General features: G+C 52.1%; 13 protein-coding genes. 3 read left to right on the top strand and 10 right to left on the bottom strand.

What is annotated here, in order from left to right:
• Window positions 1-453 precede the first annotated feature (453 nt).
• The 3 genes from QMG16_RS14835 (at window position 454) to QMG16_RS14825 (ending at window position 3,756) form a co-directional block, all read left to right on the top strand.
• The gene (locus tag QMG16_RS14835) at window positions 454-1,617 is read left to right on the top strand and encodes an MFS transporter (protein ID WP_281795516.1); all 1,164 of its coding nucleotides are present in this window, start codon (window positions 454-456) and stop codon (window positions 1,615-1,617) included.
• Between the two features lie 176 nt (window positions 1,618-1,793).
• The gene (locus QMG16_RS14830; RefSeq protein ID WP_281795514.1) at window positions 1,794-2,984 is read left to right on the top strand and encodes an MFS transporter; all 1,191 of its coding nucleotides are present in this window, start codon (window positions 1,794-1,796) and stop codon (window positions 2,982-2,984) included.
• A 238-nt stretch (window positions 2,985-3,222) separates the two neighbouring features.
• A complete protein-coding gene (locus tag QMG16_RS14825) occupies window positions 3,223-3,756 on the top strand; it encodes a Chromate resistance protein ChrB (protein ID WP_281795512.1) in 534 nt (177 codons plus the stop codon).
• A gap of 202 nt (window positions 3,757-3,958) precedes the next feature.
• Here the strand turns inward: QMG16_RS14825 and QMG16_RS14820 are convergent, their stop codons facing one another.
• The 10 genes from QMG16_RS14820 to QMG16_RS14775 form a co-directional block, all read right to left on the bottom strand.
• A complete protein-coding gene (locus QMG16_RS14820) occupies window positions 3,959-4,852 on the bottom strand; it encodes a universal stress protein (RefSeq protein ID WP_281795509.1) in 894 nt (297 codons plus the stop codon).
• 368 nt (window positions 4,853-5,220) lie between these two features.
• Complete coding sequence (locus QMG16_RS14815; protein ID WP_281795507.1) at window positions 5,221-6,333, bottom strand: ABC transporter ATP-binding protein; 1,113 nt, start codon at window positions 6,331-6,333, stop codon at window positions 5,221-5,223.
• On the bottom strand, window positions 6,326-6,994 hold the full coding sequence (gene modB, locus QMG16_RS14810) for a molybdate ABC transporter permease subunit (RefSeq protein WP_281795506.1): 669 nt from the start codon (window positions 6,992-6,994) through the stop codon (window positions 6,326-6,328). Before modB ends, QMG16_RS14815 begins: the two co-directional genes overlap by 8 nt.
• Window positions 6,995-7,005: 11 nt before the next feature.
• On the bottom strand, window positions 7,006-7,788 hold the full coding sequence (modA, locus tag QMG16_RS14805; RefSeq protein ID WP_281795503.1) for a molybdate ABC transporter substrate-binding protein: 783 nt from the start codon (window positions 7,786-7,788) through the stop codon (window positions 7,006-7,008).
• 403 nt (window positions 7,789-8,191) lie between these two features.
• Complete coding sequence (locus tag QMG16_RS14800) at window positions 8,192-9,364, bottom strand: glycoside hydrolase family protein (protein WP_281795500.1); 1,173 nt, start codon at window positions 9,362-9,364, stop codon at window positions 8,192-8,194.
• Between the two features lie 79 nt (window positions 9,365-9,443).
• Window positions 9,444-10,001, bottom strand: a complete 558-nt coding sequence (locus QMG16_RS14795) for a methyltransferase domain-containing protein (RefSeq protein WP_281795498.1) — start codon at window positions 9,999-10,001, stop codon at window positions 9,444-9,446.
• Between the two features lie 220 nt (window positions 10,002-10,221).
• Window positions 10,222-11,172, bottom strand: a complete 951-nt coding sequence (locus QMG16_RS14790; protein ID WP_281795496.1) for a YbgA family protein — start codon at window positions 11,170-11,172, stop codon at window positions 10,222-10,224.
• A 364-nt stretch (window positions 11,173-11,536) separates the two neighbouring features.
• The gene (locus tag QMG16_RS14785) at window positions 11,537-12,493 is read right to left on the bottom strand and encodes a universal stress protein (RefSeq protein ID WP_281795494.1); all 957 of its coding nucleotides are present in this window, start codon (window positions 12,491-12,493) and stop codon (window positions 11,537-11,539) included.
• Window positions 12,494-12,627: 134 nt separating this feature from the next.
• Window positions 12,628-14,613, bottom strand: a complete 1,986-nt coding sequence (gene yoaA / locus QMG16_RS14780) for a DNA repair helicase YoaA (protein WP_281795491.1) — start codon at window positions 14,611-14,613, stop codon at window positions 12,628-12,630.
• 86 nt (window positions 14,614-14,699) lie between these two features.
• Window positions 14,700-17,111, bottom strand: a complete 2,412-nt coding sequence (locus QMG16_RS14775; protein WP_281795490.1) for a penicillin-binding protein 1A — start codon at window positions 17,109-17,111, stop codon at window positions 14,700-14,702.
• Window positions 17,112-17,264 lie beyond the last annotated feature (153 nt).

Below are 17,264 nucleotides of genomic sequence, written 5' to 3'. Positions count from 1 at the left end.
TCTAACCACGGAGACACGGAGAACACAGAAATTTCATTGGGAAGGTCTTTCTCCGTGCCCTCCGTGTCTCCGTGGTTGATGTGACAATGTCGCATGAAGACTCATCATGAATATTCATGGCTTCCAATGGCGCTGTTGGCCTTTACACAACCATGAGACCGATCTCACAATCAGCCGGGCGGCTTGGGTGATACGTTCCCCCACAAATGATTTAACATACATTAAATTCTTAAAAAATATTTTTAGAATAAATTGTATCATATATTACATTTTATTTGACAAATCCTTTACACATTATGTAATATTTTATCAACAGTTTTAAAGCCTTGCCGCTCATATTGAAAAGGAGAATACTTGATGAAAAATGATTGCATGATCGCTGCAATACTGCTTTGCGGATTATTTTCAGCATCCTCTTCGGATTTCATTCTGCCATGAAAGGAAATAGAGCAAATGAATACGGTTCTTCTTTTGGGATTTGTGAGCCTTCTTACCGATGTCAGCAGCGAGATGGTCTATCCGCTCTTATCCCTTTACCTGATGACCTCTCTGGGCGCAACTCCAGCTATCGTAGGTGTCATTGAAGGCATTGCGGAAAGTCTTGCCAGCCTGCTCAAGACCTATTCGGGCTATATTTCCGACAGGATCCAGAGACGAAAGCCCCTGGCGATTGTAGGATATGGCTCGGCTGCCGTGGGCAAACTCTTTCTCTATCTCTCCACTTCGTGGGGATGGGTGCTTGCGGGCCGGGTCGTGGACCGATTCGGCAAAGGGGTGAGAACTGCCCCGCGGGATGCCCTCATTGCCGACGCATCTCAAGAGGGCCGACTGGGACACTCTTTCGGTTTGCATAGAGCACTGGATACCTTGGGGGCCGTTTTCGGCATCGCCATCGCCTACTATCTTTTCACAGCAACCAAGGGCCAATATACAAGGATTTTTCTCTTCTCCTTGCTTCCCGGCATCCTTGGGGTTCTTCTGCTCTTCTTCGTCAAGGAGAAAAAGCCCCGGAAGGCGGCAGCCAAAATACATCCGCTGGCAGGGTGGCGAAAACTCAACCCGCGCCTCAAGGCATTTTTTCTCGTAGCCTTCCTCTTCACCCTCGGCAACTCCTCCAACCAGTTCCTGCTCCTTCGGGCCAACAACCTCGGCTTCGATGCGGCTAACGTCATTCTAGCCTATCTGATATGCAATTTCGTTTACGCCGTGAGCGCCTATCCCGCCGGGCGGCTTTCGGACCATATCGGCAGGCGAACGCTCCTCGTTTTCGGGTATCTTTTCTACGGTCTTGTATACCTTGGCTTTGCCTTTGCCTCTCAAAGGCTTCACGTGTGGGTCCTGTTCGGTGTCTACGGACTTTACAGCGGACTGACGGAGGGAATTGAAAAAGCGCTGGTCGCAGAGCTCTGCCCCGGTGAGAGCCGGGCCACGATGCTGGGGGTTCATGCGACCCTGGTGGGGATCGGGTTGCTCCCTGCGTCCTTGATTGGCGGGTTCCTGTGGAGAATGATCGGCCCCGGGGCGCCTTTCTACTTCGGCGGCGTGGTAGGCATTTTGGCTGCCTTGGGCATGTTTTTCGTCGTCCCCAGGTTGAAGCCGGATGTATGTCCCGCCTAAGGTGTTTATTTTTAAAAATTATCTCAAAACGGTCCGAATACCCTTGATCGTCATTCCTGTGAAAACCGGAATCCAGACATTCCCGAGAGGGTTGGACTCTGGCCCGCCAGGGTGGCGGTGTGAGCGAATTTTGAGATAATTTCTTGGTCCTAGACAGGAAGAGGAGGAAATCAAATATGAACAGAGACGCGAGTCGCGAAAGAGGCAAAAACAGTGGGGCTGCCATGAAGTTTGTCATCCTGATGGGGGTGGTGAGCCTCTTTGCGGATATGACTCACGAGGGGGCGCGCAGTGTCACAGGGCCTTTTATGGCTCTTCTCGGAGCAACCGGCACGATCGTGGGGATCGTTGCCGGATTCGGGGAGCTGGCCGGCTACGTCCTTCGTCTTCCCGCTGGTTATATCAGCGACCGGACACGAGGGTATTGGACCATAACCATCCTTGGCTACGTCATCAACATGCTGGCGGTGCCTCTCCTGGCACTGGCGGGCCGCTGGGAGATTGCGGCACTGTTCATTGTTGCCGAACGAATCGGAAAGGGGATTCGAAACCCCGTGCGTGACGCCATGCTCTCCCACGCCACACAGGAAGTCGGGCGGGGCTGGGGCTTCGGATTGCACGAAGCCATGGATCAGATCGGCGCCATGATTGGTCCCTTGATCGTTGCGGCGGTGCTTTATTTCAAAGGGACCTACCAGACGGGATTCGCCATCCTCCTCATTCCCGCGATCCTGACCCTTGGGGTGCTTTTGACGGCGAGGGTCCTCTATCCCCAGCCACGAGATCTCGAGTCGACCGCTCCCGAATTCGAAACCAAGGGGCTTCCCCGACTCTATTGGTTCTATCTAGCGGCGATGGCGCTCAATGCAGCCGGGTATGCGGATTTTCCCTTGATTGCCTACCATTTTCAAAAGACGTCCACGGTTTCAGCAGACTGGGTCCCAGTCTTTTATGCTGTCGCCATGGGGGTGGACGCCGTTGCAGCGCTGATATTCGGCCGAATGTTCGATCGCAAGGGATTGTCCATTCTCATCATCTCCGTCCTGATCTCATCTTTTTTCGCTCCGCTCGTCTTTCTTGGAGGCTTTTCCGTGAGCCTGGCCGGCATGGTATTATGGGGTGTGGGCATGGGAGCGCAGGAATCCATCATGAGGGCGGCAATTGCAGGAATGGTTTCGATCGATAAGCGCGGAACCGCTTACGGTTTCTTCAACACCGGCTATGGCGTGTTCTGGTTTGTGGGGAGTGCCCTGATGGGCTTTTTCTACGATTTTTCGGTTCCGTCTCTCATCGCATTTTCGGTTCTGACCCAATTGGTCTCCGTGCCCCTTCTCTTCTTCATCAAGAGAAAGCAAAGAACCTTTTAAACGGTATGGTTTGGGAAAAACAGAATTCTGGTGTAAAGTTGCAAGAGGGCAGGAACCAAATGGTGAGTTTTCCGGTACTTTATAGAAGAGACTCGCTGAGGTCCGAAGCGGGGCCGTGGCAGATCGCCGCTGAAAATGGCTGAAATCATGGGGTACACCTGTCAATATTGAGATGGGAAGGTGTCTTCCTGCCATGGGATGAGATTCTTGACAAGGTTTTTGGAACGGTGATTCGAGCATGAAACCAAAATGGCTTTTTTTTTCCTACACTCTGCCAACCAGACCATCCAAGCCAAGAGTCCACGTCTGGCGCCAGCTCAGAAAGCTGGGAGCGGTCAATTGTCAGGCGTTTTGGGTTCTCCCATTTTCAAAAGAGAGGGTGGAGGAACTCAAGAAGCTCACCGTGGAAGTGGAGGGCTTCGGAGGGCAGGGGCTCCTCATTGATGGAAAAGTCCTCGAGGGAAAGCAGGAGGAGCAGATTTTGCGGTCCTTCGTGGATGCACGAAACGAAGAATATCTGGAGCTGATTGACAAGTGTGAGGATTATTTCAAAGAAATAGAGCATGAAACAGAGCGGAAGAATTTCATCTTTGCGGAGGTGGAGGAGAACGAGGAGGAGCTGACAAAACTGCAGCAATGGTTCAAGAAGATCGAAAAAAGAGACCTCATGGGAGCACCTCTGCGCAAGACAGCCATTGAAAAACTCAAGGCCTGCGAAAAAGTCTATGAAGAATTCGCCGGCACGGTTTACGAACATCAAAAACGCCGGTAGGCACTCAAGGACCTGTAGGTCTCTTTACCGCTACCCCAGAGCACATCAAGATGAAAATATTAAGAAATTATCTCAAAATTCGCTCACACCGTCACCCTGGCGGAAGCCAGGGGCCAGCCCTCTCGGAAATGGATGAAACAGATCAGGCACGGTTTATGGGACGAAAACCGTATTCGCCTCGTAAGGGGCAACTCAATAATACTCATGAATCCTTCTTCATTTCCTGCGCCCGGGGGATCAAAAGCACCGGGCAGGGCGCCAGCCTTGCGATGTTGTAAGCCACACTTCCGAGGAAGATTTCCGAAACCAGCCCCTTGCCCTGAGCGCCCATGAGGACAAGGGAAAAATTTCCCTCCCTCAAGGCTTCCAGAATCCTCGAAATGGGATGGCCCTTGGTAAAATGGCTGTTGACTCGTGGAACCCCGGCTTTCCTGAACCGTTCCTCTTCAATCTTCAAGCGACTTCGGGGAGGCCCCTCATCGGGCCTCAGGACCGCAGTGGGATGCGATTCGACCATCTCCAGGGTGTGCAGCACAGTAACTTCTGAAAGTCCTTTGGAAACCAGGGATTCCAGAACCTTGGCAGCCTCGTCGGCTATTTCGGAAAAATCTGTGGGGAAGAGCACGTGGCGCAAAAGCTCCGTGGTCCGCAACTGACAGATGGCGCCGAGCGCCTCTTCTCTGAGTCGTTTAACGTTGATGAGCAGGATGGGAAATCTTGCATGGTGCAAAAGGGCGTTGGAAACCGAACCGAGGATGGCCTCCCGCCAGGGAGATTTACCGTGGGAACCCATCACGATGAGGGAGGCGGAGTGACGCTGGGTCACTTCATTTAATGACAGGGCAGGGAGCCCAGCCGGCGTTTCCACGGCCACTCGAAATCCTTGGGATTCGAGGCGGTTCTTTTGTGCTTCGAGTCTTGCCTGACCTTCTGGAGACAAAAAGGTTTCCATGTCGTGCACGTCAAGTCCCTTTGCCCCCAGCACATGGGTGAGGATAATCTCTTTGCAGCCCAAAACTTTGAACTCTTCTGCACAGGCAACTATATCGTCCCAATCGGACGAGAGATCCGTGGACAGAACGATCTTCTCAAACATGGCAGTCTCTCCTGATGGTTTAGTCTACTTGAAACAGGCACATCAACTCCTTCATTTTATCCTTGAAATCAAGATTTTTTGAAATCCTCTTTCCTTGCTCTCCACTTACTCTCTGAGGTGTCGCATACGTTCTCGATGCAACCGACGATATCAATACATTGAAAATTATGGGATTTTCATGGAAAAGCAACTCTAAATTCAATAGAGTTGCTTTTGACAAGTAAGCGAAAAAATTAAAAAAGGAATCAGTACATAAAAGAATACCCCATTATCATTTCATTGTCCATCCAACGAGAAATTGAAAAACACCGCCCGAATGTTGCGTCTGGAATCGACAAATCCATGGACAGAGTTGAATTTCTGATGCTTCACTCTTCATGTTTCATCAATTGAATTGCATTTTCCGGAATGTTCACCGTCAGGGCCTGTCCGGGTTCCGGGGGGCTCTGCCTCAAAGACGGATGAGCCGTTTCGATACACAGAACCTTCTCCTTCCTCCCATCCACCTGCAGCATGACACGAACGAGAGGAGACAGAGCGGTGGACTGACGGATGATGCCCGTCACCGAGTTTCCATTCAGCCAGGGGCATTCGTGTCCAGTGGGGTGGATACTCAACTCACCGGGCGGAACGTGCCACCAAACTCTTTTCCCCTTCTCGAGATCCTCCCTCAGGGCGACAGCCAATAATGTTCCATCCCAGTCGATAATGGTTTTCCGGGCCTGCAGACGGTGCTCGATCACTTTGCCCCCGAGAAGGTTTCTCGCCCCCAGCAAAGCCGCAACCGTGATGCTCTCAGGCTTGGTGAAAACCTGCCGGGGCGGGCCATTCTGCAGGGTCTTCCCGTGATGCAGCACGACGACCTTATCCGCGAGCAGTAAGGCCTCTTCAAAGTCATGGGTGACGATAAGGATAGGGACTTCCAGAGAACGCCGCAATTCCAGCAGTTCCTCGTAAAGCTGGTTTCGAACCACTTTGTCCACAGCCGAAAAGGGTTCATCGAGCAGGAGCACTTTGGGGTCACGGGCCAGAGCTCTGGCAATGGCCACGCGCTGTTTCTGGCCTCCAGAGAGCTGCCAGGGCTTTCGATCCCCCAATCCCTCGAGGTGGAGGCTGGAGAGAAGGTCTGCGACCTTGTTTCGCTGCAAAGCGGTGGGAAGATGCCGCAAAGACATCATGATATTTTGCCCTACGCTCATATGAGGAAAAAGAGCATAATTCTGAAAGACCATTCCCACATGACGCCGGTGCGTGGGGAGATGGAATTTTGATGCCGTATCAAGCCATATCTCATCCTTGCACCGGATGAAGCCGTCCCGGGGCTTCCAGAGGCCGGCGATGGAGCGCAGGACGGTTGTCTTTCCGCTGCCAGACGGCCCAACCAGGGCTAGAATCTCGCCGGCATTGCAGGATATTTCCGCTTCCAATGGAATCGGGTTTCTGTCGAAAAGTCTCGCCGTGAGCACGGATGTATCAATCATACCTGCGTCCTACGCGGTTCGATACGGCAAAGATGACCGCAAGCATCAAGAGCGACAGGCCGAGCAACACTCCCGACATGATTCCTGCTGCATGGTCATCGAATGCCTGAACCTTGTCATAGATGGATATAGCTATGGTCTTCGTTTCTCCAGGGATATTGCCCCCGACCATAAGAACGACCCCGAACTCTCCCAGGGTATGGGCGAAAATGAGCACCAAGGCAGTCACGATTCCGGGCCAAGCCAAGGGAATGTCAATCTTCCACAACGTCTGCCAGGAAGACAGGCCGGAGCAGGCGGCGGCTTCCCGAACTTCGGGAGGAATAGACGCAAATGCCCGCTGCATGGGTTGTACGGCAAACGGAATATTGGCCACCATGGAGGCAACCAACAACCCATGGAAGTTAAAGACCAGGGTATGCCCAAACAGGCTTTCGTAGGCACGCCCGAACGAAGACCCTCCCCCGAAGGCGCTCAGCAGGTAGAAGCCAAGCACTGTCGGCGGCAGGACCAGGGGGAGAGCCAGCGCAGCCTCAATGAGAGGCTTTATCAGGAAATGACGCCAGGCCAGCAATCGCCCCAGTACGATGCCGATCGGGAGAAGCGCCAGAACCGAAAGAACACCCAGTCTCAGAGATAGCGAAAGCGCAGGCCAATCCATGGAGGCACCTCCTATTCTCCAGGAAGGACAAAACCGTATCGAATGAAAATCTGGCGTGCCGGCGGTGTTTGTACGAATTCGTAGAAGCGTTTGGCTGTTTCGCCGGCTCCTTTGAGCAGAGCCATGCGCTGCCTCAGGGGCTCGTGCCAATCCTCCGGAATCAAGGAAAAGATGCCGAGCTTAGAGACCTCGGGAGCAAGGGCGAAGGAGTAGGCAATAATACCGCCCTGTGTCGACCCGTTGGCAGCAAATTGCGTCGCCTGGATAATGTTATCACCGAAGATGAGCCTGTCATGGACTTTGTCCCAAAGGCCTGCTTTGATGAGGACCTCGCGAGCACACCTGCCGTAAGGTGCGTGTTCCGGATTGGCGATGGCCAGCTTCTTCAACCTGCCGTCATTGATGGCCGCCCTGAGATCATTCAATTCAGCATCCGGCCGCAGCGGCGATCCGTGGGGAGCAAACAGCACGATACGTCCAATGGCATAGAGTACCCCTTCGTCCATGGCCAGACCGTCTTTGGCAAGCTGCAGGACGTACTCCTCATCGGCGGAAAGGAAAAGCTGAAAGGGGGCTCCCTGGACGATCTGTCGGAAGGCATTGCCAGAGGATCCGAAAGACAGTTTGACCTCTTTGCCGGTCTCTTTCTTAAAAAGTACGGAGACTTCTTCCAATGCAAACTTGAGATCGGCAGCGGCGGCAATAACAGGCGGCTCTTCGGCATGGGACGTCCCGGTAAACAAAAGTAAAACAACTGCAGTTGCTGCTGCAAACAGGAATCTTGCTCTCAGCATCACATCCTCCATCAATTGAGTTGTCGAATGCTTTGACAATAGAGCAAGATATGGACCGTTGCGATTATCCATATATTGTCAGTAACTTGGCAACTCAACTCCAATCAAAGTCAACAAAATTGTAAATAATGGGACCACAGCCTCCACAAAAAAGTCGATTTGCCGATAGGGTTAGCCCTTGTGAGGTCTACATGTCAAGAAAGAAAACTTTTGACAATGGCAGTTATGTCGAATGGGTTGATAGAGAGACTTTAAAATACACAAGTGGAGATTTTTCCGTACTTGTATGGGTAGATTTTGAACCAGGTCTTTTCTCAGGTGGAAGAATTATAAAAGGCTTCACCCATTAAAAATTGGGATGCTAAACCTGTAGAAAGGGAGAATTTTCAAATATTTTGGGGTTTCAAAAAAGAGTTAAAAATCCATCGGGAATCAAGCTGGTTGCGAGCATAACCATATTTATATCTCGATGCTCAGTCCAACTGGCGGCTTCTCTGTTAGCGGGTTCAAGCCAAAATTTTTCAATGATGTCAATAAGCTTTAGGTATTCCCTCATGCCTGCAATCTGTGTGAGCAGCAGCCGCTTCTTATCCAAAATGTCTTGATTCGCTTCGATCAGCCCTTGAAGCCTTTCCAAGGCATGCAATCCGATGGACAGCCCCAGCTCGCGAAACGCGAGGCGATAGTCGGCGGGTCCACGCAAGGAATTCGTTCTTGCGTAGGTATCCAACCCTACCCTGGACGCATCCAGCAAACTCTTTAAAAGATCTCTCTCTCCAAAAGTGCCGGCTGACATCATCTGCGCCACCCTATAAGCATCGGATAAAAGGCCGCCAATACCAAGGGCATCATCCGTGGTCCAGTCTTTTCCTTTGCAGATACGGGCCATGTCGGCAATCTCCCCGGCCAATTCCAGGGCGCCTTTCGAAGACTGACGTGAGCTCGCCTGAACTTCACTGTATGTGATGAATCCATCAAGGGGATCGTGATGTCCCATGGAAGGGACAAGAGGAGAGGAGAGATCTATCCTCATCTTCCAGTACATCCTCTTCTGACCTCCGGGGAAGGGAACATAAGTGAACCTGGCATGGGCCGTGCGTGCAAGTTCGATCGCCCACCCGCTGTAGGTTGAGTCTCCGGTGACTGCGCTTACGCGGGCGAGCGCATGCATCCATTTGGTGAGGTAATGGTAGTACTGCCCGTCACGGTCCCATTCCAAACGATCATCGAAACGATCACCAGGTCCACGTTCGTTCAATTTCTTACCGATTCTGAGGCCGCCCTTTGTCGGATGAGCTTTACCCTCAAGCTCATCAAGGCCACTGATCCAGCCGGACCTTGGATCATCCTTTCTGTGGCGGCCGAGAATATTGTGAACCTGATTTACCAGTTCGACCGCCAGATTCCGGTATTTTTCGGTACCCGTCCGGCGATACAGCTCCAGAAAATTGCACACGGCAAATGCATCAGTCCACAAGTAGCGCCGTGGATCATCCCTGGCTGGTGAAAGCCCGGTCAAACCGGCAAATTCGAGCATGATTTCTTCAGCGATTGAAAGTTTGGGATCTTTTTTCATGCATTCTCCAAGGAAGTTTTCCTTTCAAGCCCTGTTCTCTTCGATAGATTTCAAAATTCAAGGGCTGACCCCCTATTTATCAGGGTTTTCTGCAGACCAGCTGAGCTACGGCGCGTGGGGGATCTTTCAATACTCCTTCAAAATCATGCAGGATTTCCCAATCCCCGAAGAAGCTTCTCAGTTCGCCCCGTTCCAGCAAGTGTTCGAGCCGCCGGGGGCGGCCGAATTGCCGCTGGTCCAGGGTGAAGGTCTCATAGAGGAGGATCCCGGAGCTTCTGAGCGACTTCCGGATACAGGGTATGAGGGGTCTGTGGAGGTAGCGAAAGACGAGGATCGCGCCATAGTGGTTTTCCGGGAGCGGATTGACCTCGGGCTGCTCCAGATCCACCTGCCACGTGCGGATGACCGCCCCCTGCTCCTTCGCCCACACCCCGGCTCGATGCAGTGCCTGTTGAGACAGGTCGCAACAGGTGACGTCCAGCCCCCGGAGGGCCAGATAGATGCCGTTTTGTCCCTCACCTGAAGCCAGATCCAGCACCGGCCCAGGCAAAACGTCGGGGCGGAAGAGAGGAGTAAATGCCACCAGCAGTTCTGCCGGCGAGGGAATGTCATGGTTTTGATCCCCACCTTCATCCATGGGTCAGTCTCTACTCATTAGGGGTCAGCTCTTGATATTTGACAGGGTGGTACGGCACCAGCATCTAAAATGTCCACTGGATCGTCAACCCGTACCGGCCTACTACTGAGACAGGCTCTTCGCCAAAATCAATGCAAAATGCAGGATTTCTACATCTTATGACCATGGTTGTCCTGGTCCGATCCCACCCGCACACCGTGCAGTCTCGACCGCAACTCCTCTACACATGATTTCTCAATTTGAGTTCCAGCGGATGGGGGTGCAGGTAATACTGCCCCTTCAGATAGGGCTCATCGTACTTGCGCACATAGTGGTTGATGAGCGTAACGGGCACAATGAGAGGCACCAGTCCCTGCCTGTATTGAGCCAGGATTTCCAGCAGTTCCTCCTTCTCATCCCTGGAGAGCTGCTTTTTGAAGTACCCCATCATGTGCTGCAAGACATTGGTGTTCTTGGCAACGCTGGCCTTCAGACGAAGGCCTTCCAGCAAGAGGGACTGGTACTGCCGGTAGAGCTCTTCGAGAGGAATGCTTTTGGCTCCCGCGACCAGCTTTCCCATCTGACGGTAGTGGGCGGGGCTGTGAGCGAGCATCAGCAGCTTGTGGCGTGTATGGTATTCCACCAGGCGACCGATGCTCTCCTCCCGGCTCAGAAGTTCACGCCAGCGCTTCATGGCAAAAATACGTTCGATAAAATTTTCCCGAAGCACGGGATCATGAAGCCGTCCCTCGTCTTCCACTGGAAGGAGCGGAAAATGTTCCATGAATACTCGCGCAAACAGGCCGACCCCTTTGTGAGAGGGCATTCCGCTTTCGTTATAAACCTTGACCCGCTCCATTCCACTGCTGGGCGATTTGCTTTTGAAAATAAAACCGCACAAACCTTCGGATTCCAGTTCCTTGACCCGCCTTCGGGCCCACTGGAGCATTCTGTCGGTATGATCCACATGGGTGCGCTGTGTCAGGAGGCGGGGAGCATCCACATCCCCCACTAGACGCATCGCCTCCCGGGGAATCCCTAAACCACACTCCACCTCAGGACATACGGGAACGTACTCCACATACTTTCCGAGAGTATCCCTGAGGAACCGGTCCAGTTTGTGACCACCGTCATAGCGCACTTCATTTCCAAGCAAACAGGAGCTGATTCCCAACCTGATAGGAGATTCCATAATCGTTGGTTCCTTCTCTGATCGGTCGAATGACTAATCTTTCCCTACGAGGGAAGGGTACCGGCCTGCCAGAAGCCCCTCCCCGCCCTTCGCCCTGCGGGACATGGGGAGGAAAAGAATCGTTACTCACACCGGGCGCACGGATTTTGTCTGGAAGCTCTTGCAGTCCATCTTTGAAGGGGATGTGTATTTGCTCTTCCTCCATCCCCCCCCTCAAAGGGGGGATTTGAACCTTCAATTGAGCAATTTTAGGCTTAACCTGACGTCAATCCCTTCGAGGGGGAATCGAACCGTTCAAGGCAGTGAAAACTTTTTTTCACCGGAATGACGATCAAGGATATTCGGACCGTTTTGAGACAGTTTCTTAGTTGTCCACCAGGCAGAGGATTGCTCCCTTTATATTCTGAAGGATTTTGTTGGCATGACTTCCCATGAGAAAGGGTTTTCTTTCTCTGAGGCTCTTTTTGCCCATCAATACCATCTGAAATTCGTGTTCGTCTATTTCGTTGAGAAGATCCCGTGCAACGCCCTGCTTGGTGGGAAGGATGAAAGTTTCGATGTTGCTCTCGGAAACGCCTTTGCTCACGAGCTTATTCCGGGCTTGAGCCATCAACCCATCCACACGCTCCTTCCATTCTCTACGCCATTTTTCAATGCGGGACTCCCGGTCTTTCTGTTCGGCAGATCCCAGAATATGACCGTCATCCCAAAAAGTAGGCGGAACGGGGGGCATCAAGTGAACGAAAGTGAACTTCAGGTTCGGATTCGAAGCGACAAATTCCGATGTGTAACGAGTCAATTCGTCGGCATCGGAAGCCCCTTCCATGGCAATCATGACTTTTCTCGATGCATGAACAGGAGTATCCACCACCCATACGGTACGGTGCTGAGCATACTGAGCCACCTTGCCGGAAACACTGCCTATGAGCAGAGTTTCCAACTGGCTTCTTCCACGCCGCCCGACCGCAATCGTTTCGATATTCGCTTCGTTCGCTTCGGCAAGAATATCCCCCGCTGGGTCTGTGCTGTTGATTTTCAGTTTGGTCTCAACTCTTTCTTTGGGAAACCCGGTGGCAAAGAGATGGCGTTTCGCTTCATCCAGAACGGCATTCCCGACTTTTTCCTGGGTGGCATAGGGAAGCTTGCAGGATTCATCCACATCTGTGCAGACCTCTCCCGGAGAGAGCCCCGCCAGCTGTTGTACACAATGGAAAAGAATCAAGCGGACATCCGACTGATCCTTCACGAGGTCTCCCACGATGGACAACGCCTTGAATCCCTTTTCCGAACCATCCACTGCGAAAAGAATCTTTTTCTCCATGGCTCTCCTCCCTCAATGAGTGATGACCGGTTTGGTTTAAAGACTATGCTTCAAAAAGATCCTTCCGATATTTATTCATTTTACTGTATTAATATACTACTTTTTTTCTCTTTTGGTCCATTCAAGAACCGTCTTTAACAGACCGAAGGTTCACTTATATCCTTATTGCCTCCACAAACACTATCTTCGGAAACACCCTTTGAAATCAGAAAGCTCCTATCGATTTCTTCAAGGCTGTGCACCAGCTTGCATGGAGGCAGACTCTTGATGAAAATGCGGCCGTAATTTTTCGTGAGCAGGCGAACATCAAAAATGGCAATGATACCCCGGTCGCAGGAAGAACGGATCAGGCGCCCCACGCCCTGCTTCAACTGGATGACGGCCCTGGGGACCTGATAGTGGAAGAACGAACTCTTTCCCATGCTGGAAAGGTGTTCCATGCGAGCGGCGATGAGGGGATCATCGGGCACTTCGAAGGGAAGTTTGTCAATGAGCAGGCAGCTCAAAGCTTCGCCCGGAACATCGATTCCCTGCCAGAAGGAACTGGTGGCGAAAAGAATGGAATGGATCTTTTCCTTGAATTCAGCCAGCAGGATTCTTTTGGGCTTCTGGCCCTGTACCAAGAGAGGATAGGGAAGGCGACCCTTCAAAAACTGGTAGGTTTCCCTCATATTGCGATAGCTGGTAAAGAGGAAAAGTGCTCTGCCCTCTGTCTTGGTGAGAATTTTCAGAGCTTCTTCGGCAAGATCTGCGCAAAATCCCGGTTCGTAGGGAGCGGGGAAGAGGGAAGGAATATAAAGGATCGCCTGTTTTTCATAAGCAAAAGGGGAGGGCAGAAGGAGTTCTCGCGTTTCCGGGGGCATTCCAAGAGAGTTTTTGATGAAATCGAAAGAACCCGCGATGGAAAGGGTGGCGGAAGTCAACACCACGGAAGACTTGCGGGAAAGGAGTCGTTCCCGAAAGACCGAAGCCACATCGATAGGGGTTCCGTAGATGAAAACCGCCTTGGGCGTCAGTTCATACCAGTAAACCAGCGAGGGATCACTCTGCTCCAGGATTCCCCGAACCTCCAGCGCCATTTCATGAGTTCTCTTGAAAAAGGGTTCCAGGCTATCGGGACTTTCTCCGGCCGGCGTCAGCAAGGCGTTCAACTGTTCCAGTGCATGCAGGAGTTCCCGGCAGGTGGAGACGAAGCTTTTGCCCACAGTCTGGAGATCCAGGAGGAAACGCCCCTGAGCTCCGGGAGAAGGAGAAAGATGCTGATAGAGAAGGCGGCCGAGGATATCCAGTTGCTGGACGATCCGATTCATTTCCTGGAACTTTTCAATCTTTTTGACATCCTTCCTTGTCTCTTTCAGCAGGCCGTGGACCAGATCGTTGATCTTCAGATTGCTGAATTGAAGGCCGAAATAAAGACCGATGGTATCTTCCAGCTGATGGGCTTCATCAAAGATCACGGCATCATAATCGGGAAGGACTTCGCCCGGTCCCTTTCCGCGCAATGCCAGGTCCGCAAAAAAGAGATGATGGTTGACCACCAGCAGATGAGCCCTTGAGGCTTCCAGGCGCAGGCGCGTGATAAAACAGCGGGAATAATCCTCGCATTGCTGCCCCAGACAATCCTCACTTCCGGAACTCACTTCATTCCAGGTCTGAAAAGAATCGGGAAGCCAGTCTATCTCCGCCCGGTCCCCGCTCTGAGTCCTCACGGCCCAGTTTTGAAACCGTTTGAAGAGCCTGGCTTCTTCCTTGCTCCACAAAGTGGGTTGGTAGGAAAAGTCCCTGAAGCGACGGCGGCAAAGATAGTTTCTGCGCCCCTTGAGACACACCGCATGAAGATTTGGAGAGAGCAATCTCTTGAGGAAAGGGATATCGTGGTCGAGGATCTGGTCCTGGAGTGTTTTAGTGCCTGTGGAAACGACCACCTTTTTTCCACTCAAAATGGCGGGAATGAGATAGGCCCAGGTTTTCCCCGTCCCTGTCCCCGCTTCCACCAGCAGAGGCACTTCGCTGCCGAGACATTCAAAAACCCCCTGGGCCATCTCCAGTTGGGAGGCACGAAAATCGAAAGATTTTACTTTTTGAGCCAAAAGCCCCTGAGGGCCGAAGTAGCGCTGCATGTATCGGGTCCCAATGAGTGGTTTTCAGCGGTCGACCGTATAGAAACCGGTCCGAAAGCCCATCGGCCAACCGCTGAGTTCTTGCCTCAAAACAGATCGGATTTGAAAAAAGATTCCGCCGGCGAGGAAGAAACCGTGGCAGAAGCAGTATCAGAAGAAGCAGGAGAAGAATTTCCGGATTTTTGTGAAGGAGCTGAATAGCGCTGCGATCTGACGGGCACCTCCCCCACAAATGCGGCAGAGACCGCCGAAGGATCATTGGATCGAGCAAGAGCCCCCGTATGACCGTTGATTTTCGCAAAAACAACGCCGGAAGGAATGGGGAAACTTTCCACAGGCTTTTCTTTCAGCCATTCTTTCATGAAAGAAACCCAGATGGGGCAAGCGGCCCGACCTCCCGTTTCTCCCTTCCCCAGAGAAACATTGTGATCGTCGTAGCCCACCCACACACCCGCCAAAACATCCGGAGTATAACCGATAAACCAGGCATCTCTCATTTCATTGGTGGTTCCCGTTTTTCCCGCTGCGGGCCGGTCCAGCTCTTTGGCCTTTTTCGCCGTACCTTCCTGCACGACACCCGCCAGCAGGTCGGTCATAACATAAGCCGTTTCAGGCGAAATCACATCTTCGGGTGCGACCCGGTGCTCCTCCAGAATATTGCCGTCCCGATCCTCTATCTTTTCGATCATATAGGGATCAACCCGTTTTCCCTGGTTGGCGAAAGGAGTATACGCCGTGAGCAGCTCCCAGAGAGACACGCCAGACGCCCCGAGAGCGAGGGCCAGGGTGGGCGTGAGGGGGGAGGTAATTCCCAAGTTTCTGGCATATTGAATCGCATAGTCCACTCCAATGGCATTCAGGAGCTTGACGGTCACAACATTGCGAGAATGGATCAGTGCTTTCCGCAACAGGATGGGTCCCCAGAACTGATGGTCGTAGTTGGCGGGTTTCCAAAGCCCCCTGAGGCTGTGATCGTTCAGGACGATGGGTGAATCGATCAGGATGGATGCCTCCGTGTAGCCCTTATCGAGAGCGGCGGAATAGATGATGGGCTTAAAGGCCGAACCAGGCTGTCGAATAGCCTGTGTTGCGCGATTGAACTGGCTCTGAGCGAAATTTCTTCCACCGACAAGGCAAAGGACTCTTCCCGTTTGAGGAACCATAGCCATGAAAGCGCCCTCCATTCCAGGATCCTGCTCCAGGACGGTCGTCCAGGTCTTGTCACTTTGAAGATTTTCCAGACGAACTCGAACCAAATCACCCACCCGGAACATCTTACTCGCCCGTTTGTCTGAAATCTTTGCCCATTGCCACCCCGAAGAGGGTAAAATCCCCTGTGCATCCCCTATCTGCAACCTGCAGGATCTGCTTTGAGGATCATAATCCATCACCAGAGCAGCCACGATTTTTTCGGGCTGCAGTTCTCCATTGGTGCTGTTGAGCACTCTCAGAGCACTCGGCCAATCTTCCCTCGGTACATTGAGGTTTATCCCCCGGTAACGACTGTGGCGCTTGTCCAGCTGGCGCAATCCCTGGTCCAGGGCCTTTTCGGCCATTTCCTGAGCTCTCAGATCCAGAGTGGTATAGATCTTCAGGCCTTCTTTATAGAGTCCGTCCCGGCCGTATTTGGCCTCCACCTGCCGCCGCACCTCTTCCGTGAAGTGATTGAACTCTTTGAGCCTCCAGCGCTTCGGCCTGGCCAGGTTCAAGGGTTCCACAAAGGCTTTATCCCTTTCTTCCTGAGTAATGAATCCCACTTCGACCATACGATCCAGCACATACCTCTGGCGATCCTTGGCGGAAGCATAGTTCTGATGCGGAGAAAACCGGGTGGGAGCTTTGGGCAGCCCTGCAAGGAGAGAAGCTTCGGCAAGATCGAGATCTTCGACATGCTTGTCAAAATAAGTTTGTGCCGCAGCTTCCACGCCATAGGCCCCCGAACCAAAATAAATCTGGTTGAGATAGAGATAGAGAATTTCGTCTTTGCTCAGCGTGTGATCGATACGGTAGGCAAGGAGGGCTTCTTTGAGTTTACGGATAACCGTGCGTTCCGGCGTAAGAAGGAGAGATTTCACTACTTGCTGCGTGATGGTGCTTCCTCCCTGAACAATTTCCCCCGCCTGAAGATTTTTCATAAAGGCCCGAAAAATGCCGGGAAGATCGACCCCTCCGTGTTCATAGAACCGGCTGTCTTCGGCCGCAAGAAAGGCTTTTATCAAATAGGGCGGTACCCGATCCAGAGGAACCAGAAACCTGCGTTCCGTATAAAATTCCCCAATGAGAGAACCATCGGAAGCATAGACACTCGAAACCAGAGACGGATGATAGTTCTTGAGAGCGCGAGCACTGGGCAGAGACCGATCCAGCTGAATATAAAAGGCGAAAGCCGCAATACCCGCTATGGCGACGACACAAGCGATGAACCCCAAAAAAGTGAACAACAGCCAGCGAAGAAGGCTCATTTCCTGCCTCCGCCTGAAAAAACCTAAGTGTTTCATCTATATCACCTCATAAGCAAGAGAAATTTAAAATTTTTTATTTTGAGGCAAAATCAGAAAAATTCCAACCTTTTTAACATAATCACAATGCCAAGGAAAGAAACTCCAAGAAATACCATCGAAAGGCAGGCTTGAATGTTCGATGTGGGGATT

The sequence above is a fragment of the Desulforhabdus amnigena genome (assembly GCF_027925305.1).
Lineage (GTDB): Bacteria > Desulfobacterota > Syntrophobacteria > Syntrophobacterales > Syntrophobacteraceae > Desulforhabdus > Desulforhabdus amnigena.
The sequence above is the reverse complement of the archived record's forward strand: the minus strand, read 5'-3'. Positions and strand labels throughout refer to the sequence as shown.